General features: G+C 60.5%; 25 protein-coding genes. 8 read left to right on the plus strand and 17 right to left on the minus strand.

What is annotated here, in order from left to right; genetic code table 11:
- Window positions 1-87 precede the first annotated feature (87 nt).
- The 7 genes from pal to folD all read left to right on the plus strand — a co-directional run bounded on the left by pal (window position 88) and on the right by folD (window position 8,294).
- Window positions 88-612 (plus strand): peptidoglycan-associated lipoprotein Pal, encoded by a 525-nt coding sequence (pal, locus tag AADW22_RS04635; RefSeq protein WP_005851654.1) that lies wholly within the window; start codon window positions 88-90, stop codon window positions 610-612.
- Window positions 613-640: 28 nt separating this feature from the next.
- Window positions 641-1,492 (plus strand): tol-pal system protein YbgF, encoded by an 852-nt coding sequence (ybgF, locus tag AADW22_RS04640; protein WP_005851655.1) that lies wholly within the window; start codon window positions 641-643, stop codon window positions 1,490-1,492.
- A 4-nt stretch (window positions 1,493-1,496) separates the two neighbouring features.
- Window positions 1,497-2,756: a tRNA lysidine(34) synthetase TilS gene (gene tilS, locus AADW22_RS04645; protein WP_407474340.1), complete on the plus strand. Its 1,260-nt coding sequence runs from the start codon at window positions 1,497-1,499 to the stop codon at window positions 2,754-2,756.
- Window positions 2,757-2,834: 78 nt separating this feature from the next.
- On the plus strand, window positions 2,835-4,751 hold the full coding sequence (gene ftsH / locus AADW22_RS04650; RefSeq protein WP_005851657.1) for an ATP-dependent zinc metalloprotease FtsH: 1,917 nt from the start codon (window positions 2,835-2,837) through the stop codon (window positions 4,749-4,751).
- 115 nt (window positions 4,752-4,866) lie between these two features.
- Window positions 4,867-5,448, plus strand: coding sequence for an MOSC domain-containing protein (locus AADW22_RS04655; protein ID WP_407474341.1), 582 nt, complete (start codon window positions 4,867-4,869; stop codon window positions 5,446-5,448).
- A gap of 172 nt (window positions 5,449-5,620) precedes the next feature.
- Window positions 5,621-7,297, plus strand: coding sequence for a formate--tetrahydrofolate ligase (locus tag AADW22_RS04660; RefSeq protein WP_407474342.1), 1,677 nt, complete (start codon window positions 5,621-5,623; stop codon window positions 7,295-7,297).
- A 94-nt stretch (window positions 7,298-7,391) separates the two neighbouring features.
- Complete coding sequence (gene folD / locus AADW22_RS04665; protein WP_037943327.1) at window positions 7,392-8,294, plus strand: bifunctional methylenetetrahydrofolate dehydrogenase/methenyltetrahydrofolate cyclohydrolase FolD; 903 nt, start codon at window positions 7,392-7,394, stop codon at window positions 8,292-8,294.
- On the opposite strand, the gene AADW22_RS04670 is transcribed toward folD, so the two are convergent.
- The 15 genes from AADW22_RS04670 to AADW22_RS04740 form a co-directional block, all read right to left on the minus strand.
- A complete protein-coding gene (locus tag AADW22_RS04670; protein WP_407474343.1) occupies window positions 8,291-8,725 on the minus strand; it encodes a PaaI family thioesterase in 435 nt (144 codons plus the stop codon). The two genes, folD and AADW22_RS04670, sit on opposite strands and share 4 nt — an antisense overlap.
- 41 nt (window positions 8,726-8,766) lie before the next feature.
- Window positions 8,767-9,432: a ligase-associated DNA damage response endonuclease PdeM gene (gene pdeM / locus AADW22_RS04675; protein WP_407474344.1), complete on the minus strand. Its 666-nt coding sequence runs from the start codon at window positions 9,430-9,432 to the stop codon at window positions 8,767-8,769.
- Between the two features lie 258 nt (window positions 9,433-9,690).
- Window positions 9,691-12,135 (minus strand): ligase-associated DNA damage response DEXH box helicase, encoded by a 2,445-nt coding sequence (locus AADW22_RS04680; RefSeq protein ID WP_407474345.1) that lies wholly within the window; start codon window positions 12,133-12,135, stop codon window positions 9,691-9,693.
- Window positions 12,136-12,237: 102 nt separating this feature from the next.
- Window positions 12,238-13,545 carry a hypothetical protein gene (locus tag AADW22_RS04685; RefSeq protein ID WP_005851665.1) on the minus strand — a complete coding sequence of 436 codons (1,308 nt, stop codon included), beginning with the start codon at window positions 13,543-13,545 and terminating at the stop codon, window positions 12,238-12,240.
- Between the two features lie 61 nt (window positions 13,546-13,606).
- The gene (locus tag AADW22_RS04690; protein WP_037943330.1) at window positions 13,607-14,101 is read right to left on the minus strand and encodes a prepilin peptidase; all 495 of its coding nucleotides are present in this window, start codon (window positions 14,099-14,101) and stop codon (window positions 13,607-13,609) included.
- A gap of 3 nt (window positions 14,102-14,104) precedes the next feature.
- Complete coding sequence (locus AADW22_RS04695) at window positions 14,105-14,959, minus strand: tetratricopeptide repeat protein (RefSeq protein WP_407474346.1); 855 nt, start codon at window positions 14,957-14,959, stop codon at window positions 14,105-14,107.
- Window positions 14,960-14,987: 28 nt separating this feature from the next.
- Window positions 14,988-15,542, minus strand: coding sequence for a tetratricopeptide repeat protein (locus AADW22_RS04700; RefSeq protein WP_037965060.1), 555 nt, complete (start codon window positions 15,540-15,542; stop codon window positions 14,988-14,990).
- Between the two features lie 56 nt (window positions 15,543-15,598).
- On the minus strand, window positions 15,599-16,555 hold the full coding sequence (locus AADW22_RS04705; RefSeq protein ID WP_373276849.1) for a type II secretion system F family protein: 957 nt from the start codon (window positions 16,553-16,555) through the stop codon (window positions 15,599-15,601).
- 12 nt (window positions 16,556-16,567) lie between these two features.
- A complete protein-coding gene (locus AADW22_RS04710) occupies window positions 16,568-17,530 on the minus strand; it encodes a type II secretion system F family protein (protein WP_005851670.1) in 963 nt (320 codons plus the stop codon).
- A gap of 12 nt (window positions 17,531-17,542) precedes the next feature.
- On the minus strand, window positions 17,543-18,988 hold the full coding sequence (locus tag AADW22_RS04715) for a CpaF family protein (protein ID WP_037943335.1): 1,446 nt from the start codon (window positions 18,986-18,988) through the stop codon (window positions 17,543-17,545).
- Between the two features lie 39 nt (window positions 18,989-19,027).
- Window positions 19,028-20,266 (minus strand): AAA family ATPase, encoded by a 1,239-nt coding sequence (locus AADW22_RS04720; RefSeq protein WP_064216185.1) that lies wholly within the window; start codon window positions 20,264-20,266, stop codon window positions 19,028-19,030.
- A 272-nt stretch (window positions 20,267-20,538) separates the two neighbouring features.
- Window positions 20,539-21,243, minus strand: a complete 705-nt coding sequence (locus AADW22_RS04725; protein ID WP_037943337.1) for an OmpA family protein — start codon at window positions 21,241-21,243, stop codon at window positions 20,539-20,541.
- On the minus strand, window positions 21,230-22,669 hold the full coding sequence (locus AADW22_RS04730; protein ID WP_037943338.1) for a type II and III secretion system protein family protein: 1,440 nt from the start codon (window positions 22,667-22,669) through the stop codon (window positions 21,230-21,232). Before AADW22_RS04730 ends, AADW22_RS04725 begins: the two co-directional genes overlap by 14 nt.
- 211 nt (window positions 22,670-22,880) lie before the next feature.
- Complete coding sequence (cpaB, locus tag AADW22_RS04735) at window positions 22,881-23,744, minus strand: Flp pilus assembly protein CpaB (protein ID WP_407474347.1); 864 nt, start codon at window positions 23,742-23,744, stop codon at window positions 22,881-22,883.
- A 393-nt stretch (window positions 23,745-24,137) separates the two neighbouring features.
- Complete coding sequence (locus AADW22_RS04740) at window positions 24,138-24,320, minus strand: Flp family type IVb pilin (protein WP_407474348.1); 183 nt, start codon at window positions 24,318-24,320, stop codon at window positions 24,138-24,140.
- Window positions 24,321-24,695: 375 nt separating this feature from the next.
- Here AADW22_RS04740 and AADW22_RS04745 point away from each other — a divergent pair, with 375 nt between their 5' ends.
- On the plus strand, window positions 24,696-25,487 hold the full coding sequence (locus AADW22_RS04745; protein WP_407474349.1) for a lytic transglycosylase domain-containing protein: 792 nt from the start codon (window positions 24,696-24,698) through the stop codon (window positions 25,485-25,487).
- A gap of 76 nt (window positions 25,488-25,563) precedes the next feature.
- Here the strand turns inward: AADW22_RS04745 and AADW22_RS04750 are convergent, their stop codons facing one another.
- Together AADW22_RS04750 and AADW22_RS04755 are read right to left on the minus strand one after the other, a co-directional pair.
- Window positions 25,564-26,190 (minus strand): 3-oxoacid CoA-transferase subunit B, encoded by a 627-nt coding sequence (locus tag AADW22_RS04750; RefSeq protein WP_009826130.1) that lies wholly within the window; start codon window positions 26,188-26,190, stop codon window positions 25,564-25,566.
- Window positions 26,190-26,885, minus strand: coding sequence for a CoA transferase subunit A (locus AADW22_RS04755; protein WP_005851680.1), 696 nt, complete (start codon window positions 26,883-26,885; stop codon window positions 26,190-26,192). Before AADW22_RS04755 ends, AADW22_RS04750 begins: the two co-directional genes overlap by 1 nt.
- Between the last annotated feature and the right edge of the window lie 34 nt (window positions 26,886-26,919).

Below are 26,919 nucleotides of genomic sequence, written 5' to 3' on the forward strand. Positions count from 1 at the left end.
TGCCTTGGTGTTTCCCAATACCAAGGCACTATGGTAAAACCGTCACAACAGACACATTAAAATGCTATCGTCAAAAAGGCACAGTCCATGAACCGCATTCTCACCGCAACTCTATTGATCGCAGCCCTGGCCGTATCGGCTTGTACCAACCCTGACCGCTTTGGCGCGGACGGCATGAATAACGGTGCCGCGAATGGCGCAGGCCTGAACGGGGGCATTATCCCCGGCAGCGCGAACGACCCGGCTTCTACGGCATATTTCCAGCAAGCCGTTGGGGATCGCGTTCTGTTCCTGGTCGACCAATCCAACCTGACCCCCGAAGGCCAAGCGACGCTGGACGGTCAGGCAGCCTGGTTGAACACCAACACCGATTACCAAGCCGTGATCGAAGGCCACGCGGACGAGCAGGGCACACGGGAATACAACCTTGCGCTTGGCGCACGCCGCGCCAATGCAGCGCGCGAATATTTGATCTCGCGCGGGATCGCCGCCAGCCGTCTTCGCGTTGTAAGCTATGGTAAGGAACGCCCGATCGAAGTCTGTTCGAGCGAGGCATGCTATGCCAAGAACCGTCGGGCCGTGACCGTACTTGCGGGCGGTCTGACCAGCTAAGTCGTCTACGTTAGGTTAGGATTTTAATATGCGGTTTGCTTTGATTGTAGCGCTTGGACTGGCCTTTGGGCCGGTCGCGGCGCAGGCGCAGGATGCGCAGACTTTGGCGGATGTGCGTCAGGAACTGACGGTGCTGAACGTCGAGGTGCAAAAGCTGCGCCGGGAACTGTCCACCACGGGCGGCGCGAGCGTTGCCGTGACCGGTGGGTCGGTGCTTGAGCGCGTCAATGCAATGGAAAGCGAACTGCAGCGCCTGACCTCTAAAACCGAAGAGCTGGAAAACCGGATCAACCGCGTGGTCACCGATGGGACCAACCGGATCGGTGATCTGGAATTCCGGCTCGTGGAGCTTGAAGGCGGCGATGTGGGCAGCCTCGGCCAGACCTCTACCCTTGGCGGGGGCGAGATGCCCGCGACCATGGCACCCGCCACGCCCGTGCCCGCACCAGCGGACCCGTTGGCCAATACTTCTACCCCCACCAATACCGCGGAACTTGCGGTGGGTGAAAAAACAGACTTCGAGCGGGCGAAGGCGGCGCTCGCTGACGGTGACTTTCGCAGCGCCGCAGACCAGTTTGCGACCTTCAATCAGACCTATCCGGGCGGACCGCTAGGCCCCGAAGCCGACCTGCGGCGCGGCGACGCGCTGGACGGTCTGGGCGATACCCGCGAAGCGGCACGCGCCTATCTGGCAAGCTTTAGCGCCGATCCCGCGGGGCCTGTCGCGGCAGAAGCACTGTACCAGCTTGGCAGCTCTTTGGGGGCCTTGGGCCAAACCCAAGAAGCCTGCGTGACCTTGGGCGAAGTCGCATCGCGCTTCCCCACAAGCCCTTTCGTCGCGCAAGCCCAATCCGAACGCAGCGTGCTTGCCTGCCAGTGATCCGATGACCGACCCGCTGGCGCAGAGCATCGCCGCCAGCTTTGACCCCGCGCCGCCGCCCGTATTGGGTGTGGCGGTGTCGGGGGGCGGCGACTCTGTCGCGCTTTTACATCTTTTGAACGACTATGCCCGCAGTCGCGGGATCGCGCTGCACGCAGCGACCGTCGATCACGGCCTGCGACCCGAGGCCGCCCGCGAAGCCGCGATGGTCGCCCGCCAGTGTCGCGCGCTTGGCGTTCCGCATGATACGTTGAGGTGGACGGGCTGGGACCACAGCGGCAATTTGCAAAACGAGGCCCGCATGGCGCGTTACCGGTTGTTGGCGGATTGGGCACGGGGGCAGGGCATCGGCGCTGTCTGCATCGGGCATACCGCCGACGATCTGGCAGAGACTTTCGTGATGCGTTTGGGGCGCCGGGCAGGGGTCGACGGGCTATCCGCCATGCCTGCGGTTTTCGACCGACACGGCATGCGTTGGCACAGGCCCTTGCTCAACGCCCGTCGCGCCGACCTGCGCGCGCATCTGACGCAACGCGGCGTGACTTGGGTCGATGACCCCAGCAACGAGGATGACAGCTTTGCGCGGGTGCGCATCCGCAAGGCGCTGGCGGTGCTGACCGATCTGGGCGTTGATTCTGCCGCACTTGCCGATGTCTCGCGCCACCTTGCCCATGCCCGTGCCGCGCTCGACGCGCAGATGTTTGCCGCCGCACGCGCCCATGCTCACGTTCAATGCGGTGCCGTGGCGATGGATTGGCAGGCGCTGTGTGACCTCCCGACAGAGACACGCCGCCGTTTGCTGACCCATACGATCGCCTGGATCAACGGGGCCACCTATGCGCCACGCAGCAGTGCCGTGGCAGAGGTGCTGACGGCGCTTGATGATGCCGGTGCCGCGACCGTGCAGGGGTGCGAGCTGCGTTTGAAGCGCGATAAACTGTGGATTTACAGAGAGTTGCGGGCAGTTCGGGCAGTTGATGCGCCCGTGGATGCACTCTGGGACGGCCGCTGGCGTCTGGAACCTTGCGGCGATACGCCCGCGCCCGACACGCAAACCACGATCCGTGCCTTGGGCGCTGAGGGGCTGCGCAGCTTTGCTGATTGGCGTGATTTGGGCGTGCCGCGCGGTGTCTTGCTGGCCTCTCCGGCGGTGTGGCAGGGCGCGGAACTGGTCGCTGCCCCCCTTGTCGGTCGGTCGCAAAACTGGCAAGCAGTGCTCGAACGCGGCGAAGATGCCTTTTTCGCCGCACATATGACGCATTGAACATGCGCCGATCGTGTCTATCTTACACGCATTGGGCGCTGTGTTTGGTGCCGTCCCCCGGATGTAGGAGACTTTCCTTTGGGTAATATGCGCAATCTCGCCTTTTGGGTTGTATTGATGCTTTTGGTTTTGGCGCTGTTCAATCTGTTCAGCGGCTCGACTGGCGGGCTGCAAAGCCGTGAAATCAGCTATTCCGAATTTGTGACCGCTGTCGAAGCAGGGGACGTGCGCAACGTCACGCTTGATGGTGAACAGGTCCGTTTCCGTCGTGCCGATGGCAGTGACTATGTCACGATCCGGCCCGAAGACGCCGAGGTCACCAGCCTGCTGATGTCCAAGGACATCCCTGTGCGCGCTGAACCCCAGCAGCAATCCGGTTTCCAGACCTTCCTGATGTCGCTGTTGCCCATCCTTCTGCTGATCGGTGTGTGGATCTATTTCATGAACCGCATGCAGGGCGGTGGCAAAGGCGGGGCGATGGGGTTCGGCAAGTCCAAGGCCAAGATGCTGACCGAAAAACACGGTCGTGTGACGTTTGACGACGTGGCGGGCATCGACGAGGCGAAGGAAGAGCTGGAAGAGATCGTCGAATTCCTGCGCAACCCGCAAAAGTTCAGCCGTTTGGGCGGCAAGATCCCCAAAGGCGCACTGCTTGAGGGCCCTCCCGGTACCGGTAAGACCCTGCTGGCGCGGGCGATTGCTGGCGAGGCGGGTGTGCCGTTCTTTACCATTTCGGGCTCCGACTTCGTCGAGATGTTCGTGGGTGTGGGTGCCAGCCGCGTGCGCGACATGTTCGAACAGGCCAAGAAAAATGCGCCCTGCATCGTGTTCATCGATGAGATCGACGCCGTGGGCCGGTCCCGTGGGGCGGGCTACGGTGGTGGCAACGACGAGCGCGAGCAGACCTTGAACCAACTGCTGGTCGAGATGGACGGCTTTGAGGCGAACGAAGGCGTGATCATCATCGCCGCGACCAACCGCAAAGACGTGCTGGACCCTGCCTTGCTGCGTCCGGGCCGCTTTGACCGTCAGGTCACCGTGGGCAATCCCGACATCAAGGGCCGCGAGAAAATCCTTGGGGTGCATGCGCGCAAGACGCCGCTTGGCCCTGACGTAGACCTGCGCATTATCGCGCGCGGTACGCCCGGTTTCTCGGGTGCGGATTTGGCGAACCTCGTGAACGAGGCCGCGCTGACCGCCGCACGCGTGGGCCGTCGCTTTGTCGCGATGATGGATTTCGAGGCCGCGAAAGACAAGATCATGATGGGTGCCGAGCGCCGGTCGATGGTATTGACGCAGGACCAGAAGGAAAAGACCGCCTACCACGAAGCCGGTCATGCCATCGTCGGGATCAAGTTGCCGAAATGCGACCCTGTCTATAAGGCCACGATCATTCCGCGCGGTGGTGCCTTGGGTATGGTGATGAGCCTGCCCGAAATGGACAAACTGCAGATGTTCAAGGACGAAGCCGAGCAAAAGATCGCCATGACGATGGCGGGCAAAGCGGCTGAGATCTTCAAATATGGCGCTGAAACCGTGTCGTCGGGCCCGATGGGCGATATCATGCAGGCCAGCCAGTTGGCGCGTGGCATGGTGATGCGCATGGGCATGTCCGACAAGGTCGGGAACATCGACTATTCGGAAGCGGCGGCTGGTTACCAAGCCAACGGCGGCGCGGGCGGGTTCAGCGTTTCTGCGGCTACGAAAGAGCTGATCGAATCCGAAGTGAAACGCATCATCGACGAAGGCTACGACCGCGCCTATAAGATGATCACCGATCACGAGGAAGAATTCGAACGTCTGGCTCAAGGTTTGCTGGAATACGAGACTCTCACCGGTGAGGAGATCAAGCGCGTCATGGAAGGCAAACCGCCCCAAGACCCAGACGGCGACGACACCAGCGGCATGGACAAACCAAGCCTGACCGCGATCCCCAAGGCCAAAGGCAAGAAGACGCCTCCGCCAAGCGGGATGGAGCCTGAGCCAAGCGTCTGACGCCTAGGCATTGATCACCAGAATAAGAAAGCAAAGGCCCTGCACCCGCGGGGCCTTTTCTTTTGTCGCGGCTTTGCGCAGGTTACGGACAACGCAGCGCGAAAGGATGCCGGTCATGCCGACGATGAAAGAAACCGAGTTTACCGCAACGATCACATGGCTTGGTGTAGTGCCCAAGCTGGCCAAGGGCATCCGCGCCGAACCCCGGAGCGAAGCTTTCGCCAGCTACGCCGGTTTCGAGGATGACGTGCACGCGGGGCTGACCCGCGCGTCCTGTGTGCGGGTCACGAACCTCTATCCCAAGGGTACCGAGATCCGGAACGTGCGCCAGCTGTCGATCCTGTCTGCGGAAGAAATGGCCCTGATCGCGGCCGACATGGGGATAGAGGCACTGGACCCCATGCACCTTGGCACGTCGATGGTGATCAAGGGCATCCCCGATTTCACCCATGTGCCGCCCAATGCGCGGCTGCAGTCTGCCTCGGGTGCGACGATCACGATTGATACCGAAAACCGCCCCTGCGTATTGCCCGGTCGCGAGATCGAACAAGATACCCCCGGCCACGGTCCCAAGTTCAAATCCGCCGCCGAGAACCGTCGCGGCGTGACCGCCTGGATCGAACGCGAGGGGCTGTTGCGCGTCGGTGATACGCTGCGCCTGTTCATCCCCGACCAGCCAGCCTGGCAGCACGGCTAGGCCCATCGGGGCGCGGGCTCACAGCGACCCGCCCGCTCAAATCAGCGACACACCCGCCGGATCGCCGCATCAAGCGCCGGATATGTCGGAATTGCCCCCTCTGCCCATGCCCTCACAGGCGTATTGAGGACATAAGAAACATAGAACGCCGACGGCGCATCAGGGAGGACATATGACCTTTAAATCCGACATCCAAATCGCACGCGAAGCCAGCAAACGCCCCATTCAGGAGATCGGGCAAAAGCTGGGCATCAGCAGCGATGATCTGCTGCCCTACGGCCATGACAAGGCGAAGGTGTCGCAAAAGTTCATCGACTCAGTGCAGGACCGTCCCGATGGCAAGCTGATCCTCGTCACCGCGATCAACCCCACACCCGCGGGCGAGGGGAAAACCACGACCACCGTCGGTCTGGGCGACGGGTTGAACCGCATCGGCAAAAACGCAGCCGTCTGTATCCGCGAGGCGTCTCTTGGTCCGAACTTCGGCATGAAGGGCGGGGCGGCGGGGGGCGGCTATGCGCAAATCGTCCCGATGGAAGAGATGAACCTGCATTTCACCGGTGACTTCCACGCCATCACCTCGGCGCATAACCTGCTCAGCGCGATGATCGACAACCACATCTATTGGGGCAACGCGCTGGAGATCGACCTGCGTCGTGTCGTCTGGCGCCGCGTCGTCGACATGAACGACCGCGCCCTACGCCAGATCACGGCGTCCTTGGGCGGTGTGTCGAACGGTTTCCCCCGCGAGGCCGGATTCGACATCACCGTCGCGTCCGAAGTCATGGCGATCCTGTGCTTGGCCAAAGACCTGAACGACCTACAAAAGCGCCTTGGCGACATGATCGTCGCCTATACCCGCGAGCGGAAACCGATCTATGCGCGCGATATCAAAGCGGATGGTGCGATGACCGTGCTGTTGAAAGACGCGATGCAGCCGAACCTTGTCCAGACGCTGGAAAACAACCCCGCTTTCGTCCACGGCGGGCCTTTCGCCAATATCGCGCATGGCTGTAACTCTGTCATCGCGACCACCACCGCGCTGAAGCTGGCCGATTACGTGGTGACCGAAGCGGGCTTTGGTGCCGATCTGGGGGCAGAGAAGTTCCTGAACATCAAATGCCGCAAGGCGGGGTTGGCACCGTCCTGCGTCGTGGTCGTGGCCACGGTGCGCGCGATGAAGATGAACGGCGGCGTGGCCAAGGCCGATCTGGGCGCTGAAAACGTCGACGCCGTGCAGGCCGGTTGCCCCAACCTTGGCCGCCACATCGAGAACCTGAAATCCTTTGGCGTGCCCGTCGTCGTCGCGATCAACCATTTCGTCACCGACACCGACGCAGAGGTGCAAGCGGTCAAAGACTATGTCGCCTCGCAAGGGGCCGAGGCCGTGCTGTCCCGCCACTGGGAATTGGGCAGCGCTGGCTCTGCCGAACTTGCCGAGAAAGTGGTCGAGACGATCGATAAGGACCAGGCGGATTTCGCCACGCTCTACCCCGACGCGATGCCGCTGGCAGATAAGATCAACACCATCGCCACAAAGATCTATCGCGCGGATGGGGCGGTGATGGATCAGAAGATCCTCAACCAGTTGAAAGACTGGGAAGAGCAGGGATATGGCGATCTGCCGGTCTGTATGGCCAAAACGCAATACAGCTTTACCACCGACCCCGAAGCCCGCGGCGCGCCAACCGGCTTTACCATCCCCGTGCGCGAGGTGCGCCTGTCTGCCGGCGCGGGCTTTGTCGTGGCCATCTGCGGTGAGATTATGACCATGCCGGGCCTGCCGCGGGTGCCTTCTGCCGAAAATATTCGTCTCAATGACATCGGCGATGTTGAAGGTCTGTTCTAAGCGCGTATGAACAGGGCGCGGAGGGTCGCCCCTTCGCGCCTTCGCCTGCTGTGGCAGGTGATAGCAGCGCCACAACAGACAAAGGACGGTCCCCATGACAGCGACGATCATTGACGGCAAGGCATTTGCAGCACAGGTGCGGGGGCAGGTCGCCCAGCATGTCACGCGGCTGAAGGACGATCACGGGATCACGCCGGGGCTGGCTGTGGTGCTTGTCGGGGCCGATCCTGCCTCCGAGGTTTATGTCAAATCCAAGGGCAAGATGACCAAGGAAGTGGGCATGAAATCGGTCGAACACCGGCTGGCAGACACCACATCAGAGGCGGAGCTTCTGACCCTGATCGACACGCTGAACAACGATGATACGATCCACGGTATCCTCGTACAGCTCCCCTTGCCCGATCATCTGAACGAAGACCTTGTGATCAGCGCGATTGATCCGGCCAAGGATGTCGACGGGTTTCATATCTCGAACGTCGGTCTGTTGGGCACGGGGCAGAAATCCATGGTGCCCTGCACGCCGCTTGGCTGTCTGATGATGCTGCGCGACCACCACGGCACCCTGTCGGGGATGGATGCCGTCGTGATCGGGCGCAGCAATATCGTGGGCAAACCTATGGCCCAGCTTCTGCTCAACGACAGCTGCACCGTGACCATCGCCCATTCGCGGACCAAAGACCTTGCCGCTGTTGTGCGCCGCGCTGATATCGTGATCGCCGCCGTGGGCCGCCCCGAGATGGTGCCGGGCGACTGGATCAAACCGGGGGCCACAATCATCGACGTGGGCATCAACCGTCTCGACGCGCCAGAGCGGGGTGAGGGCAAGACCCGTCTGGTCGGGGATGTGGATTTTGACAGCTGCGCCAAGGTGGCCGGTGCGATCACCCCGGTGCCGGGGGGCGTGGGCCCGATGACGATCGCCTGCCTGCTGGCCAATACGGTCACGGCCTGTTGCCGTGCCCATGACCTGCCCGAACCCGAAGGGCTGACCGCCTAAGCGGCGGTTGCCGGAACCGGCACCGGCACCATCGTGCCCTGAAGCAAGGCGATCAGCACCTGCTGGACGCCGGTTTGGGCAAAGACCTCGGCCGTGACCACACAAAGCCGCTTGCCCGGTTTCACCACCTTGCCAATCGCGATCAGCCGGTCTCCGCGGGCGGGGGCCAGCAGGTTGATCTTGATCTCTGCGGTGACGACCTCGGTATCCAAGGGCAGTGTCGTCAGCGCGGCATAGCCCGCAGCGCTGTCCCCGATAGAGAAAGTCAGCCCCGCGTGGCCAAACCCCTGCTGCTGGCGCGTGCCGGGCAGAATCGGTGCCTCGATCCGGATGAGCCCCTTTGATACATCACTAAGTTCAGCGCCGAGGGTCTGCATCATCGATTGTGCGGCAAAGCTGTCGCGGATGCGGGCGATTTCTTGCGGGGTCATAGGGGCTCTTTCAACATGGATAGCGGGCCCCGTGGCTGCGCTTAGCGCGGCATGGGGATCGCGGTGGGCTGCGGTCCGGTAAGTATGGCGCAGGCCTGCGGACCCATCAATGCCTGTAGCACCGGCGCGTCACTGTACAAGCCACCGGTATAGGTGCCAAAGGCAGGCATGATCAGCCGTCGGTCGTCATACAGGAAGGCCGGACGCGTCACCGACCGCCCGCGCAGCCGCAGCCGAGCCTTGGGGTGATAATGCCCCGAAACCTCGGCCTGCGCGCTTGCCTGCGCGATATGCCGGAACTGCAAGGGGCCGATCACAAGCTCGGCCAGATGCTCCCCGCCCAGTTCGACGGGGCCGGGGTCGTGGTTGCCCTCTACCCACAGCCACTGCCGGCCCGCCTGCAGCTGCGCCAACGTCAGCCGTGCCGGTTCGGGCAGGGCGCGGGCCGCGTGCAGATCGTCGAAACTGTCGCCCAGACACATCACGACACGCGCGGGCACACGGTCAAGCGCCGCCGCAAGCCGGGTCAACGTGTCCATCGTCTCGTAAGGGGGAAGCGCCGTGCCGCCGCGCCGCGCAATCCGTTCGGCTTTGCCAAGATGCAGGTCGGACACGCAGAGCAGCCCGTGATCTGCCCACCACAAGGCACCAGAGCCAAGCGCCGTCAGCCGCGCGCCGCAAAAGTCGAATTCATACCCGATGTTCATGCTGCGTTCATCACCAAGTTTGCCCGCGGGCGCAAGGGGCGCTGGCCGATGGACGCGCCTATGGCGGGGCGCAGGAGTATTTAAAAAAGGGTGAAGCGGAAGACGCCCCCGCCTGATCCCGAGGGGCGTGGGGGCGTCTTCACCCTTTGCGGTCATCGGCTCTCCAGCCTGTACCGCGGGGTGATCATGGGGCAAAATACCTAAGCGAAGGTTAATTCACCCTTTCAAAAATACTCAGCTGCGCAGCGATTGCCACGTCTAGCGCCGTTTGAGGGGGATGTTATCCGGCGCGGGCGTGATCTGTGCGAGGCCGGAGGCTTCCATCAATCGCGCGGATTCCTCGGCCAGCAGACGCTCTTCTGCCTGCCCCTTGACCGGCACGCGGCCCATTTCCAAAAACAGCGGTGCGGACAGCGGGCTGACACGGGCGAGGATACGGTGGTCAATCCGGCCCTTGATACGATGCAGCATTTCCTCGATCCGGCCAAAGTCGACCAGTCCGCGCAGGGCCTCTTCGCGGGTGATATCGAGCAAGAGGTGATCGGGTTCGTATTTCTGCAAGGTGTCATACAGGATATCAGAGCTGAAGGTCGCCTGCCGGCCAGACTTACGGGCTTGGGGAGTGTTCCGTTCGATCAGCCCTGCGATGGTGGCGGCGGCGCGGAACGTGCGTTTCATCACCGCATTGCCGGCCAGCCAATGGTCCAACCCGTCATGCAGGGCTGTGGCATCAACGAGCGGGGCGGGGTCATCGACCGGATCCAGCCCCCAGATCAGGGTGGCATAATCGGTGGCGACGAAGCCCAGGGGGTTCAGGCCCAGTTCCTCCATCCGTTTTGTCAGCAGCAGGCCGAGCGTTTGCTGCGCGTTGCGACCGGCAAAGCCGTAGAAGACCGTCTGGGCGCGGCCCTCATGGGGAAAGCTTTCGATCAGCAGTCGGCCCGGCTGCGGCAGTTGGCTGACTTCGCGTTGCAGGGTCAGCCATTGGGCCGTGTGGCGCGGCAGCTCGGGCCAGCTGTCTTGGGTGAACATGCGTTGCACGCGGGCGGAGAGCTGGGTCGAGGTGGCGAATTTGGTGCCCATGAACGTCGCGACGCGTGGTTTCTTGGCGGCGGAGCGGCTGACCTCTACGGTCATTTCCCGCAGCCCTTCGTATTTGACGATCTGGCCGCCGATTAGGAATGTGTCGCCCGCGCTGAGCGAGGCGGCGAAACCTTCCTCGATTTCGCCCAAAGGGGCACGGCCGCGGTTGCGTTTCATGCGGACCTTCAGCGTGTCCGTGTCCTGAATGGTACCGATGTTCATACGGATACGCTGGCTGCTGCGGGGGTCGCGCAGGTGCCATTTGCCGTTGGTGCACATCAGACGTTGCCACCTGTCGTAGGCGCGCAGGGCGTAGCCGCCTGTGGCACAGAAATCGAGGCAGGCGTCAAAGGCGGCGCGGCTGAGGCTGGCATAGGCCCCGGCCGAGGTCACCTCGGCATAGAGCGCATCGGCGTCCAAGGGGCCGGCGCAAGCGGTGATCAGGATATGCTGGCATAACACATCGCGAGGGCCGGGGCCGCGCGGGTCGCCGTCAAGATCGCCTGCCAATACGGCGTCGAGGGCGGCGACACATTCGACCACCTCGAACCGGTTGGCAGGCACCAGCAGCGCTTTGGAGGGCGCGTTATAGCGGTGGTTGGCCCGCCCGATGCGCTGGACCAGCCGTTTGACATTCTTCGGCGCACCGATCTGGATCACGAGATCGACATCGCCCCAGTCGATCCCCAGATCAAGGCTGCCGGTGCAGACAATCGCGCGCAGATCACCGCGCACCATCGCGGCTTCGACCCGTTCGCGTTGCTGCCGATCGAGCGACCCGTGGTGGATGCCGATGGGCAGGCTATCTTCGTTGGCGAGCCAGAGATTGTGAAAGAAAATCTCGGCCTGAGCGCGGGTATTGTGGAAGATCAGGGTGGTTTTATGCTGGCGTACCTGGTCGAGCACTGCCGGAATCGCATAGGCAGCCCCATTGCCGGACCACGGCGGAGCCGCCTCCGTGCGCAGCATCCGGATGTCGGGCGGCGGGCCGGGATCGGCCAGCAGGATCGGGCAGGGGTCGGGGTGACGTGCCATGAAATGCGCGATGGCGGCGGGATCTTCGACGGTGGCGGACAGGCCCACCCGTTTCAGCCCCGGGCACAGGCGTTGCAGCCGCGCCAGCGCCAGCATCAGCTGGTCGCCCCGCTTGCTGTCGGCCAGCGCGTGGATCTCGTCGATCACGACACGTTTGAGCCCTTTGAACATGCGCGGTGCATCCTCGTAGGAGGTCAGCAGCGCAAGGCTTTCGGGGGTGGTCAGCAGGATATGAGGCGGGTCGGCGCGTTGCCGGCGTTTGCGCGTTTGCGAGGTGTCGCCGGTGCGGTCCTCGATCCGGATGGGGAGGCTCATTTCGGTCACCGGGGTGGTGAGGTTGCGCTTGATATCCGCGGCCAGCGCCTTGAGCGGCGAGATATAGAGCGTGTGCATGCCGTCGTGATCGCCCTCGGCCAGATCGACCAGCGTGGGTAGAAAACCCGACAGCGTCTTGCCGCCCCCGGTCGGCGCGATCAACAGCAGGGCGGGCGCGTCGGCGCGGTCCAGCATGTCTTGCTGGTGGGGGTGGATGGACCAGCCTTTGGTGGCGAACCAGTCGGAGAATTTGGGGGGCAGGGTCTGCATGGGGTGCAAGATAGGCTGTTTGCACGCGGGGGCCAGCCCCCGCACCCCCGGAGTTTATCTGGCAAAATGAAGCAGATGCCCGCGCCGGTGTCGAGCGCGGTGCTACCTGACGATGGTTTCATCCTCGACGAACATATTGGCCCAGGCACGGTCAATCAGATCAGGGCGCATCTGGTGCGGGATACCTTCGAAATCGCAGATGGAAATCATCTGGTCGATCAGGAAGATCGGCTGATAGTTGGCGAACACATTATTTATCGTAGGGTATTTTGTTTTCAGCAAATGGATCAGCGTCGCCTCGTCCAGTTTGATGTTTCGCTTCTTTGCGACCATGGCAAAGATCTTGAGGAAGTTTTCCTGATTGGGCCCGTCGATCTTGATCTTGAAGAAGATCCGGCGCAGGGCGGCCTGGTCGAAGATCTCATTGGGGTGGAAGTTGGTGGAGAAGACCACCAGCGTGTCGAAGGGAACTTCGAACTTCTCACCGGATTGCAGGGCGAGGATGTCCTTGTTTTCTTCCAGCGGCACGATCCAGCGGTTGACCAGCGCCTGTGGCGATTCTGCCTGGCGCCCAAGGTCGTCGACGATGAAGATGCCGCCGGTGGATTTCAGCTGCAGCGGGGCCTGATAGGTCCGTGCGGTGGGGTTGTAGACCAGATCAAGCATATCGAGCGTCAGTTCGCCCCCGGTGATCACCGTGGGGCGTTCGCATTTGACATAGCGGGTGTCAAAGCGCGTCACGCGGCGCAGGGATTTCGGGTCTTGTTTTTCCTCGGAAATGGCGGTGTGCACGATGGGGTCATAGACCGTGATCACCTGACCGGCGTATTCAATCGCGCGGGGGACATAGATGCGGTCACCAAGCGCGTCGCGAATGCCGTTGGAGATGCTGGATTTACCATTGCCGGGGGGGCCGTACATCAGGATGGAGCGACCGGCCGTGACGGCTGGGCCAAGGTTGCCGATCAGCTCGGACGGGAGCACCAGATGGCCCATTGCCGCTTCGAGTTTTGCACGGGTGATCTGCATGTTGCGCACGGACTGGCGCTTGATCTGTTCGCGGTAGACATCAAGCGGCACGGGCATCGGGCCGAAGTATTCCGATTGCGCCAAGGCATCCAGCGCGCGGGCCTTGCCCAGATCGGTCAGCTGGTAGCCCATTTCATTGCCGTTATTCGCGTTAAGCGTGCCCGTTGCTTCGAGAAGGCGTTGTTCGCGCGACAGATCCACCAGTTCCTGCGTGACCTGAAGCGGCAGGCAGATCGCCGCTGCGAGTTCGCTGACCATGGTGACGTTCTTGCGGAACATCGTCTTGATCATGATGTCGCGCATCATCACCACGGGCAGCTTCATCTCTTGGATGGTGCGCGGCGGAGGGGGGGCCATGACGGCGCTGGTTTGCATATTCATGAAGGCTTCTTTCATGGGGACACGGGCGTGCCCCAAGGCGTAGCGGTTGAATATGGCGAAATCAGGCCCCGAAGTAGGCACCGAGCATTAAATATGCGGCAAGCACAGTTCCAAGGGCGAGGCCCATGGGGAATTTCTTGGCTTCGTGCCAGCTGACCCATTGCGGGGCAAGCTTGCGCAGGGGGGAATATTTGGCGGCGCGGTGAATGATATAGGCGGCAACCAGCGTCGCCATGAACAGCGCCATGACAAAGCGCACATCCCCGAGCGCGATAAAGGGTGTGGCGGCGGCGATGAATTTCGCATCCCCCGCGCCCATCAGCCCGCCTGCGTTCATGAAGATGCCCACAACAAGCGCCACCACCATCGCCAGCAGGTGCCAGAGGTAGCTGTCAAAGGGTAGGGCAATCGGGCCGATCAGCACAAACACGGCGGCCAATGCGATCACCGTGACATTGGTGATCCGCATAAAGGCCAGATCGGTGTAGATCGTATAGGCACAAAGGGGCAGCGCGAAGGGCAGGAACCACAGCGCTGCGGAGCTGGTGATCTCCACGCGTTAGCCTGCGTTTTCCAGCGCGCGCAGCGACCGGACGGCGGCCTCGAAGTGCTGCGGGTGGGTGCTGATGGCGTCGCGCAGCAGCCCTTTGCCGGTTTCAACGTCGCCCTTCTTGATCGCGGAGAGCGCGAGGGTGTGCAGCAGTTGCGCGCGCTCGGTCTGGTCCATCTCGATCGGGGGGAGGCTGTATTCACGTTGCGCGCCACGGGCGAGGATCAGGTTGTTCTTGGCGGTAAACAGCGTCGAATCCTGTTTCACAGCCTCGCCGAAAAGGCGTTCGGCAGCCTGATAGTCGCCGCGCGTCAATTTGGAGTAGCCCCAGTTGTTCATGACCGAACCGGGTTTGGTGGTCAGACCAATGGCGATCTCGTAAAAACTGTCGGCCTTGTCCCATTCCTGCTTGCTGTCAGCGACGATCGCCTCAAGCCTGTAGCGGTTGTAGGTTTCATGGGTGGGCGGGACGGAATCCAGCGTCTTTTCCGCCTTGGCCCAATCGCCCGCGCGGATCAGCGCATCGGCGTAATTAACCTTGTCGTCGGCGGTGGCATCCTTGGAAGCGGCGACTTTGCCCCAGACGGATGCGGCCTCTTGGTTGCGTTTGGCGCGGATCAGGGATTTGCCCAAGCTGCGCTGGATGTCGATGCGGTCGGGGTTTTCCTGCGCGGTGCGGGTGAAATAGCTGACCGCCTCGTTCGGGTCGGCCACTGTCAGCATCACATCATTGAGGTTGCTTTCATCCACGACGTTCACGTCCTGGAAGGCGCGGGTGACGGTATCCTCGCCGGATTTCTTGCCGCAGCCTGCTACTGCGACGACGCCTGCAATGCAGGCGGCCAATAGGATAGGGTGGCGCATTTTTGCGTCCTTTTACTGCTCTGCCTCGTTATGATGCTGGCCGAACCAGATAGTCGCCCGAGCCGCGCCGCACCAATTTATAACTGTCTTCTTGATCCGGGATCGTAACAGAGTTTTCCGATTTTGCGAGTGCTAAGCGCAAATTGTCACGGATTGCGTCACTTTCGCCATTATCGAGCGCATAGGCCTTGCGAAAGGTCAGCTGGGCTTCGGCGAGTTTGCCGCGCTCCATCAACACAACGCCGAGATTATTCCAGACCTCGGGGTGGGTTTCGTCCTTTTCTACAGCGTCGCGCAGCAGCTTTTCCGCCTGACCCAATCGCCCTAGCCCAAGGTTGGCGCTGCCCAGTCCCGACAGGATTTCGGCGTCCAACTGGGAGGCGAGCGCGGCGCGGTTGAAGGCGCGGATGGCCAGTTCGTATTCGCCCGCGCGCATCAGACGATGGGCGACCTCTACCCCGTCTTCGGCGTCCTTGCGGGTGTTGACACCGGGGGCAAAGGGGTTCTCAGGGCTGGCGCGCTTGCCCCCAAACGCGGAAAGACCGCCTGCAGAGCAAGCGGCCAATCCGGCGATCAGGGTCATACAAAGCGCGAGCCTGAAGGGTAACGCGCGCTTGGGAATGTGGATCATGCAGAGCCTTACTGACCTAGTTTGGTAATGTTCATCACCGATGGCGCGACCAGAATGATCAGCAGCGGAGGAACGGTCAGCATCATTGTGGCAAGTGTCATCTTGGTTGGCAACTTGTTTGCGGCCTCTTCGGCGCGCATCACGCGTTTGTCGCGCATCTCGGCGGCATAGACCCGCAGCGCGTCGGCGATGGATGTCCCGAAGGCGGCGGATTGTACCAGCACTGTCACAAAGGACGACACATCTTGCACACCGCAGCGTTCGCCCATGGCGTTCAGCACGCTGACCTTGTCTTTACCGGCCTTCATCTCATAGGCGACGATTTCGAACTCTTCCGCCAGCGCAGGGTAGGAGGCGCGCAATTCGCGGGCCACACGGACGATACATTGATCAAGCGACTGGCCGGCTTCGACGCAGACGAGCATCATGTCCAGCGCATCGGGAAAACCGCGTGTGATTTCCTCTTTCCGCTCGGCGACGCGGCGGGTCACCCAATAGCGCGGCAGGAAATATCCGATGCCGCCGGGGCCCACGGTATACAGCATCATCTTGTTGGTGGTCATGCCTTCGCCGCCACCAAGGAAGTTGATGTAGACGGTGCCGATCACCAGCCCGGCAATACCAAGCGCCATCTGTGCAAAGTGAAAGAACCGTACCGCATCGCGCGAGCTATAGCCCGCCTGACGCAGCAGCAGCGCCTTGGCGCTTAGCTCTTCCACGTCTTCGGGTTCAAGGAACTTGGCGAATTTTTGCAGCTTCTCGTTGCGGTCCGACTGGCGCAGGCGCTGTTGCTTGCCTGCATCGGCAGCCTCGGTCTGGCTACGTTTGAGCTTGGCCAAAGGGTCTTCGGGCTGGCGCAGGATCATGACAAGCGTTGCGCCCACCATGGTTAGGCCCAATGCGCCCAGAATGGCGATCCAGCCCATGGGACCAAGTGCGGTGTCGAGTGAGTTGAGGAAATTCACAGTGAGGCCCCCTTAGACTTTGATATCGGTCAGCTTGCGCATGACGATGAGGTTAAGCGACAGGAACAGGACAACCGCGATACAGCCGGGGATGAACAGCGGGTGGGTCATGACTTCGTCATAGTAATGCGGGTCACCGAGTTTGATCACGATCAGCGCGAGGATCGGGAAGGCGGACAGGAACTTGCCGGACCATTTCGCCTCGGCGGTGATAGCGCGCACGCGGCGGAACAGGCGGAAGCGGGCGCGGATGACCTTGGCCAACCCCGCAAGGATTTCGGCAAGGTTACCCCCCGATTGCTGCTGGATGGTCACAGCCACCGCGAGGAAGCGCAAATCCTGCATATCAAGCCGTTCGGCCATATCTTTGAGCGCCTCGCCAATGTCGCGGCCATAGGCGGTTTCATCGGCAATTACGCCGAATTCCGACGCCAGCGGGTCCTGGATTTCCTTGGACACGATAGAGATTGCGCTGGTGAAAGGGTGGCCCACGCGCAACGACCGCACCATCAGTTCCACCGCGTCAGGCAGCTGCTCTTCGATCATGTCCATGCGCTTTTTCGCTTTGGACGAGATCCAGAAAAACACGGCCCCGACACCGATCCCGACAGAGATCAGGATGCGCACGGGCACTTCGGTATTGGTGCCGATGGTCAGCCCCAGAAAGGCGACGACCGAAAGGCCGGCCATGATCATGATCAGCTGTTTCGGCGCAAAGGCGATCGCGGCCTTTTGTGCTTTCTCGGCGAGCAGGGAATAGACCGGAATGGATTTATTATCCATGTGCTGCTGCATTTCCTTGCGCAGCTTGTCCAGAACCTCTTCGCGGCGGGCCCCTTTTTCCAGCATTTCAAGCCGGCGGTTGACCTTGCTGTTGAGGCTGATGGATTTACCGAAAGCGACCAGATACAGCCCTTCGACCAGCACAAGGACACCGACGAAGATCAGGCCATAGATAATGGGTTCTGCACTCATGATTGATAATCCTTACTTGACCACAACGGGTTCATAGATCGACGATGGCAGGTCATAGCCCCACATCTTGAAACGTTCAGAGAAGTGGCTGCGCACGCCGGTGCCGGTGAAGTGGCCGATGATCTTGTTTTCGGGCGTCAGGCCGACGCGCTGAAAGCGGAAGATTTCCTGCATAGAGATCACGTCGCCCTCCATGCCGGTGATTTCGGTGATCGACGTCATGCGGCGCGACCCGTCCTGCAAGCGCGACGCTTGTACGATCAGGTTCACAGCCGACGAGATCTGGCTGCGGACCGCTTTCAGCGGCATTTCGATACCGGCCATGGCGATCATGTTTTCCAGACGGCTGACACCATCGCGGGCAGAGTTGGCGTGGATCGTGGTCATCGACCCGTCGTGGCCGGTGTTCATGGCCTGCAGCATGTCGATCACTTCCTCGCCGCGCGTCTCGCCGACGATGATCCGGTCAGGCCGCATCCGCAGGGCGTTTTTCAGACAGTCGCGCGGGGATACCTCGCCCTTGCCTTCAACGTTGGGCGGGCGGCTTTCCATGCGGCCCACATGGGTCTGTTGCAGTTGCAGTTCGGCGGTGTCTTCGATGGTCAGGATACGTTCATCGTTGGCAATAAACGATGACAGCGCGTTCAGCGTGGTGGTTTTACCAGAACCTGTACCGCCCGAGACGATGATATTCAGACGGGTGGCCACGGCGGCTTGCAGATAGGCTGCCATCTCTTCCGAGAAGGCCCCAAAGCTTACCAGATCATCAATGCCCAGTTTGTCTTTCTTAAACTTACGAATGGAGACAAGGCTGCCGTCCACGGCAATCGGCGGGACCATTGCGTTGAAACGCGAGCCGTCTTTCAAGCGCGCATCGACATAAGGGTTGCTTTCATCGACGCGACGGCCAACGGCGGAAACGATCTTGTCGATGATCCGCAGCAGGTGCTTTTCGTCTTTGAAGGTCACGTCGGTCAGCTGCAGTTTACCCGCGCGTTCCACAAAGATCTGTTGCGGGCCGTTGACCAGAATATCGTTGACGCTGTCGTCTTTCAGCAGCGTTTCCAGCGGGCCAAGGCCGGTCACCTCGTCATACAGTTCGGAGTTCAGTTGAACGCGGTCCTCGCGGTTCAACACGATGGATTTCTCGGCCAGAATCTCGGTCGAGATTTCGTTGATCTCGCTGCGCAGATCCTGCTCCGAGGCATGTTCAAGGGCGGCGAGGTTCAGGTTCTCAAGCAGGGCACGGTGCAGTTCGAGCTTGATGTCGCTCATGCGTTGCTTGCGCTTCACGTCGCGATCCTGCGGGGCGACGGTTGCAGCTTGAGCCACGCGGCGCATGCTGGCGGGTTTGGGCGCGACCGCTTCCTCTGGCTGTTGCTGGGGCGCGGGAGCCTTCGCCTTTGGGGCGGGTGTGGCTACGGCAACGTCACCTGGCTTTTTATACTTCGAGAACATCTGAATACTCTTTCTAAATTATCTGGCGCTTGGGCCGGATCAGGCGGCTTTGGCTTCGTCAGCCTTGAGGTCGTGGATAGAAGACGCGAGCTTTGCGATCTCGCGGCGTAGCGGGTTCTTGGCGGCGGTATTGGCGAGCGGCAGACCGTGGTCGTTGGCCTGCGTCACCTGCTTGCCGCCATCAGGCAGCTGCACGTCGATGGAAATACCAAGGCTTTCTGCCATCCGTTTGACCCGCGCTTTGGCGTTAAGGTCGGTAAATTTCGGCGCGCGGTTCATGACATAGCGCAGCTTTTCGACCGGCAGCTCTTCGGATTGCAGCGCGCGTTTGAAACGCAAGGCGTTTTGGGCGCAGCGCATATCCAGTTCGAGCATGGCAAAATAGACATGCGCATTGCTCAGCACGGTTTCGGTCCATTGCACCAGCGTCGACGGCATATCGACAACAACGTAGTCGAACTGGTTGCGCGCCATATCCAGAATTCGTGTCACATCTTCCGAGGTGATCAGATCGAGCGGCAGCATATCAGCGGGGGCGGTCAGCACCTGAAGCGTGTCTTCATAGGTCAGCAGAGCCTGACCAAAGCTTTCCTCGTCCATCTCGTCTGTCTCGATCAGCATGTCATAGACGACTTCGCGGCGCGGCAGGTCCAGATAGGTCGCCACGGCCCCGAACTGCAGATCGAAATCCAGCAGGCAGACCTTTGGCGGGTTCTTTTTGTCGGAGGTCGCCAGTTCCCACGCCAGATTAACGGCCATGCTGGTCGCACCGGTGCCACCGGCCAAACCATGTACCACGATCACAGCGCCGTCTTTATCGGCACCGGGTTTCAGCTTGGGGCCTGCCTCGATATGTTCGGCTGTGGGCTCGGGGCCTGCGCGCAGACGTTCGATGGTCGCCGCCAATTCGCCTTCGGGCAGCGGGTAGGGGACGAATTCATCCGCACCTTGACGCAACAGGGAATGGAGCGAGGCCGGGGACATGTCTTCGGCGATCAGGATCACCTTGATATGACGCGATTTGGCCTGCGAGATGATCTCGGACATCATCGGCAGGTTCTCTTCGTCCTCGGAATCAAGCGCCAGTGCAATCAGTTCGAGCGTCGCCGCTTCGGGCTGGCTGAAAAAAGCGAGGCTTTCAGAAAAGCCGAGATCACCCCAGGCTTCGCCCAAAGCTGATTCCATATCCTCGATCAGCAGGTCAAAGTTCTGTACATCACGGCTGACAGTGCAGGCGATGATCTGTGGTGCGTCAATCTGTGGCATACTGCTGCTCATACCTAAACTTCCCCTTCTTCTCTTTGGGGCGCGGCAAGGGCTAATCGGGCGTCGCCCTGTTCTTTGCCTTGCGGTCCCCTGCGTCAGACCACGGTGGCCGGGCGCAACTGTCCTATTGCAGTGAATATCCCTGCCAAGTTGGGCAAGATTGGGGCTAAATAGTTTCTATTGTTTGGTCTTTTGAAACGATCCGCAGGGATTTGCCGGATTGAAACGCAAAAGGCCCGACCGTCAGCGACGATCAGGCCTTTCACGAGGTATCTTTTATCCGGCTATTCCGTCGTGGTCCCGGTCGATGTCGCACCGCCCGATAGCTGAGTCGGCGGCACGGCGCTGGCAACGTAATCGCGATAGATGATCTGCGCGTATTTGCCGTCCAGAACGGTGGGATGACGCCCGACAAAGCCGCTGACTTCGGTCACGGTGCGACGGTTTGCCCGTTCGCGGCCCTGTGTCACGATCAACGGCTGTGTTTCGCCAAAGGAAACAACGGCCTCAAGACGGCTTCGGCTGATGCCTTGCGTTGACAGAAACGCAACAACGGATTGTGCTCGGCGCAGGCCCAACGCCTTGTTGTAGCTGTTCGAACCGACGGCATCGGTATGGCCATACACGCGGAACCGGACCTCGGGGAACTGGCGGATCCATCCCGCTTGGCGCCGCAGCACAGCCTGCGCGGCCCCGTCCAGCTGGGCCGAGTTAAAGGCAAAGGTCACCGTGGATTCGACTTCGCCGGCAAAGCGGTTGGCCAGATCGAAGGTGTACTGGCGTTCGCCTGTCATCACCAAACGGTTGTTCAGCGTGGCGTTACCGAAGGTGCCCAGATCGGTCAGGGATCCTGCTTCGCGGTGGAACTGGGTATAGACCGGATCAGGGCTGCTGACGCAGCCTGCTACGGTCATCGCCAAAGCGGCGCATAACCCGGTGATTTTACCTGTCGAAGGGATCGCTGAAGTCATCTGATCAATCCAATACATAGCCATATGACCCGCTAAAGTCCTGTTTGGCAACCTCGCCAGCGGCCCCTTTGGTGGGCGCTGTGCTGCCTTTGGACGTGCGACCTGACAGGAACAATTCGCTTTCCGTGGGCGGTTTGATCCGGTCGGTGGGCAGGGCCAAAGCCTCGCCTCGGGTGGGGGTCACAAGATGGGCCGTGATAATGATCACCAGTTCGGACTGGCTGCGCTGATAGTTCGCGCTGCGGAACAACGCGCCCAATACAGGCACATCGCCGATCCAGGGTAGCTGGCTGGAGTTATCGGTGAAATCGTCGGTCAGCAGACCCGCGATCGCAAAACTTTCGCCGTCGCGCATTTCAACCGTGGTCGAGGTTTCGCGGCGGGTGAAGGCCGAGATGTCGAAACCATTGCCCAAGGACACGCTGTTGCTGGCATCAATCGCCGACACAGCAGCTTTGAGTTCGAGGTTAATCAGGTCTTTATCCACGACACGGGGGATAAAGCTCATCTCTACGCCGAAGGGTTTGTACTGCACCGAAATCTGGTCGCCGGTCTGGGCGACAGGCACGGGGTATTCGCCACCGGCAAGGAACGTCGCCTCTTGCCCGGACAGCGCGACGAGGTTCGGTTCGGCAAGGAAGCGTACGGCGCCCTTCTGCTCCAGGGCTTCAAGCAGCAGGCCGACTTGGGTGGACCCTGCGTTAAAGCCGAACAGTACCGCGCCTGCGTTGCTGTTGGACGCAGGTGTCGTGCCGCCAAGAGAGTTCGCAATCGCGCCTGATGTATTTGTCGTATTGGTCCCGCCATTGATCGCAAGATCGTTGCCCACCAACCCGTTCAACGCGAGCGACGCGCTTAGGGATTTGGAGACAGATCGGCTCATTTCGGCGAAGCGGACTTTCATCATCACCTGCTGGATGCCGCCGACGCTCATCAGGTTGGAGACGCGTTCCGGCGCGTAGCGTTCGGCCAGATCAAGGGCGCGCTGCAGGCGTTGGGTGGAGGAAACGATGCCCGACAGGACGATACCGTCGTTGGCTGTGCGCACTTCGATCTTTTCGCCGGGCAGGATCTGCCGCAGGCGTTCCTTGAATTCAGAGACATCCGCCGCGACGCGCACATCCACGTTGGTGATCAGCTGACCGGCCGCATCCAGCAGGGTCAGCGTGGTCAGGCCAGGGGATTTGCCCAGCACATAGATGGTGCGATCGGAGAGGGATGATATATCTGCGATCCCCGGGTTGGCGATGCTAAGCTCGGCAAAGGGGATATCGCTTTCAACCACAACCGCGCGGTTCATCGGGACTTCCAACACACGGTTGGTGCCCTTCTTGACCACACGGAGAGTGTTGGCCTGCGCGTCGATCGGCGCAGTCAATGCAAATGGCATCGCGCCAATGGTCAGTCCCAATAGGGCTGCTTTAATAAACTTATCGATTTTCATGTGACCTGCCTTTGTGATCACGCCTCAAAATAGGGTCTTTGCGCCCGCCGTTTGCGACACTGTGCGGTCCTTTGCGTTTTTTTGCAAGAATCAATGACAGGGGGTGGCGGGTATATGTGGATTAACAGCAACATATCCGAAATGGCAAAACGCCGCGCAAAGTGATGCGCGGCGGTGCTGAGGTCCGTATTTGCCCCGCCTGACAAGCAGATCAGTTGGTGCAGGGGATCGGGATTTCGACCACTTCGGCACCACGACGGGTCCGGATGGTGCAGACTTTTTCTGTCGTCGTTTCGACTTTGACCGTTTCTTCTGTCAGGCCGAGCAGGCGGCGCTGGTCGACTTCGATCTCACCGGCGACGGTGTCATCCTCTGCCCCGACGAGCGAGAGGGATAGGTCACCCGTCGATTGAGCCTGTGCCAATGCGGCAACTTGATAGGGCTGAACGGCAACAGTCACAGTATTCGCGATGGCCGCCTCGCTGCGTTCGCCGCCGGCGCTTTGGTCGATCGCGATGATCTTGACGCCTGCCTCGATCAGTTTGGTCACGTCTCCGGTATCGGCGCGGTCATTGCCACCCCGGTTGATGCGGCCGGTCCAGTAGACATCGACACGGTCACCGGGGCGCAGGAAGCCCGAGACGCCGCTTGATACATCGACGCGGATCGCGAAAGCACGGCTGCCCCGTTCCAGCTGCGAGGTGAGGCCGGTATCGGCACCGGGTTCGGTCACCTTCACTGCCATAATGGCTTCGTCTTTCTCCATCGCACGCAGTACGACACGCAGGTCATCGCTGTTTTCGGGGAAGAGTTCAGCTTCTTCGATAAACGCGCCTTCGGGGATCGCATTTTCAGGCCAGTTCACCTGCCGCACATCTTCGCGGGTCAGGCGTTGACCGTATTTCAGCGGCCCGTTTGCCACATATACACCAACCGTCGGCACGATCTGCGCCAGAGCCTCTTGCGCCTGTTGGTTGGCGCGTTGATATTCACTGATGCGGCCCTTTGCTAGATACACAGCACCACCTGCCAAAGCGATACCGGCGAGCAGGACCAGTCCAAAAACCATCCGCATGTTACTTACCTCTCTTGAGTGTGTGCCGGTCCCAAGACGCGGCGCGAAACTTATACCAATGGATAGGCGGTGATTGTGTCCAGACTATGGATAATCCGCGACCAGGCTGGGTCATTATCAGGGTGGCTTGGGTTAGATGTCGCCCGGCGTCTGGGTCATCACCCGGTCTGCTAGATCCACAGTTCCGGTAGTCATGCTGACGACAATGAGAACCGCCAGAGATACCACGGCCGCACATAGAACCACCCAGTCAACTGTGACCGCACCGCTTGGACTTTTCCAGAATTTGATAAGCTTCGAGAGCATTGTTTTGCCTTGCGTGATGAAGGTCTAAAAAACTGGCCGCATTCTGTCGAGCAGAATGCGGCCAAAGGTACCGTAGATGACGATAGCTTATTGGCTTGGGTTCTGTTTTGCCATGAAGGACTGAGTATTCGCTGTCAGGTTGGAAGCGCCTGTTTCGATCGAGGAGTAAGCTGCCACGGCCAGGCCAACAACGGCGGCGGTCAGAACGACCCAGTCAACAGTTACAGCGCCGGATTCGTCGTTTTTGAAGTTCTTGATAAAGTTCATCATGGTATGTCCCTCCAAGGATCATAAAGTTTTCAATCTCAACCCTGTCGTCCGTTTCGATGCTTCTCTCTCAATTCCGCATCTGGCTGACTTGGTATGAGCCTATATAGCCTTGTGAATGGGGCACGAATTTGGCGGCAATTGTGACATTTCATTTTTCCGGGCCGGTTTTCGGCAGAATTATTGTAGCCCGCTGATACAAAACAATTTTCCATCTTCATTTTTTGTTATCCTTGATGGGAAGCGGGGCAGGATTGCATCAATTATGGCGAAATCGCCATGTTCCCTGCCATGTTTGGTTGGTTTGGCGAGGGTTTCCGTGCGAGATTGCTGAAAAAGAGCATTAAATAATCAGTGCAGGCAGCGATGTTTCGACGAATGACCGTATCTTTGATGGTGGGGATGCTGGCGGCCTCGGCTGTCTGGGCAGACGCGCCCAAGCCGTTTCCCAAGTTCGAGGCAAAACGTGTGAAGCCGCCCAAGCCGGGCAGTACCAATCGGATCAATGTCTTTATCGAACCCAAGGCCGACGACGTACCCGAGGTTGTCGCAACCGACTCCGGTGCCATCGTGCCAGCGTCGCCGGGGCAATATGATTGGTTCTGGGATCGTGTCTCTCCGGCGGTCGAGAAATCTGGCCCGGGCCGGCTGGAGGCCGCGATGATCACGCTGGCAACCGCCAGCAGCAAAATCCCCGCGCCACGCATGCAACAGATGCAAGAGATCGCCAAGGCCAACGGGATCGACATCCTCCGCTCTACGATCGGGACACAGGTGTCACCTGCGCTTGTGCTCGCGGTGATCACGGTTGAATCCGCAGGGCGGCCCGATGCCATCAGCGGGGCGGGGGCGCAGGGGTTGATGCAGCTGATGCCTGATACAGCGTCCCGCTTTGGGGTGACCGATAGTATGGTCCCGACGCAGAATATCGCGGGCGGCGTAAAATATCTTGATTGGCTGATGGGCGAATTCGACCGCGATCCGATCTTGGTGCTGGCGGGCTATAACGCGGGCGAAGGGTCCGTGCACAAGCACGCGGGCGTGCCGCCTTTTGCCGAAACCCGTGACTATGTGCCCAAGGTGCTGGCCGCTTTTCAGGTCGCCAAGGGCCTGTGCCAGACCCCGCCCGAGCTGATTTCGGACGGGTGTGTCTTTGCGGCGATGAACTGACGCCAGTTCGGGGTGGATGTAAAAAGGGGCGCGGCCATCGCTGGCTGCGCCCCTCGTCGTTCATCGCGTCAGCAGATTAGACGATTGTCGCTTCGGTCGCGGCGCGCAGTTCGTCTTCGGTGACGCCATCGGCGCATTCAACGATCTTCAGCCCGCCTTCAACGACATCCAGCACACCTAGATTGGTGATGATGCGGTCAACGACGTTCTTGCCGGTCAGCGGCAGGGTGCATTCTTTCAGTACCTTGCTGTCGCCATGCTTGCTGGCGTGGTCCATGACCACCACAACGCGGCCCACACCCGCGACCAGATCCATCGCGCCGCCCATGCCTTTGACCAGCTTGCCGGGGATCATCCAGTTGGCGAGGTCGCCGTTTTCAGCCACTTCCATCGCGCCCAGAATGGCCATGGCGATCTTGCCGCCGCGGATCATCCCGAAGGAGGTCGAGCTGTCGAAATACGAGGTGCGATCCAGCTCGGTGATGGTCTGCTTGCCTGCGTTGATCAGGTCGGCGTCTTCTTCGCCCTCGATGGGGAAAGCCCCCATGCCCAACATGCCGTTTTCCGACTGCAAGGTCACATCCATCCCATCGGGGATGTAGTTGGACACCAGCGTCGGAATCCCGATGCCAAGGTTCACATACCAACCGTCTTGCAGTTCCTGCGCGGCGCGTGCCGCCATTTGATTGCGATCCCAAGCCATTATGCCGTCCTCACTGTGCGCTGTTCGATGCGTTTCTCGTGATCACCCTGAATGATGCGGTGCACATAGATGCCGGGCAGATGGATCGCGTCGCCGCCAAGGCTGCCACGGGGAACGATCTCTTCGACCTCGGCGATGCAGATCTTGCCACACATGGCCGCTGGCGGGTTGAAGTTGCGCGCAGTCTTGCGGAACACGAGGTTCCCAGTGTCATCCGCTTTCCACGCTTTGACAATCGCCAGATCCGCAACGATGCCCCGCTCAAGGATATAGGTCTCGCCGTCGAAATCCTTGTGCTCTTTGCCTTCGGCGATCACGGTGCCAACGCCAGTTTTGGTATAGAAGCCGGGGATGCCCGCACCACCCGCACGCATACGTTCGGCCAAGGTGCCTTGCGGGTTGAATTCCAGCTCAAGCTCGCCGCCGAGATACTGGCGCATGAATTCCTTGTTCTCGCCGACGTAAGAGCTGATCATTTTCTTGACCTGCTTGGTCTGCAACAAGATACCGATGCCGAAATCATCTACGCCCGCATTGTTCGAGGCAAAGGTCAAATCCTTGGTGCCCGCGTCCCGGATCGCGTTCAGCAGCAGTTCGGGAATACCGCAAAGGCCAAAGCCTCCCGCTGCGATCAGCATGCCATCGTGCAGCACGCCTTCCAGCGCCTCGGCAGCGCTTCCATAGATTTTCTTCATTCCGGCTCCTTTCAAGAGAGGCTCACGGCCCTGT

Origin of the sequence: Sulfitobacter sp. PM12 (assembly GCF_045586035.1) — a bacterium.
Lineage (GTDB): Bacteria > Pseudomonadota > Alphaproteobacteria > Rhodobacterales > Rhodobacteraceae > Sulfitobacter > Sulfitobacter pontiacus.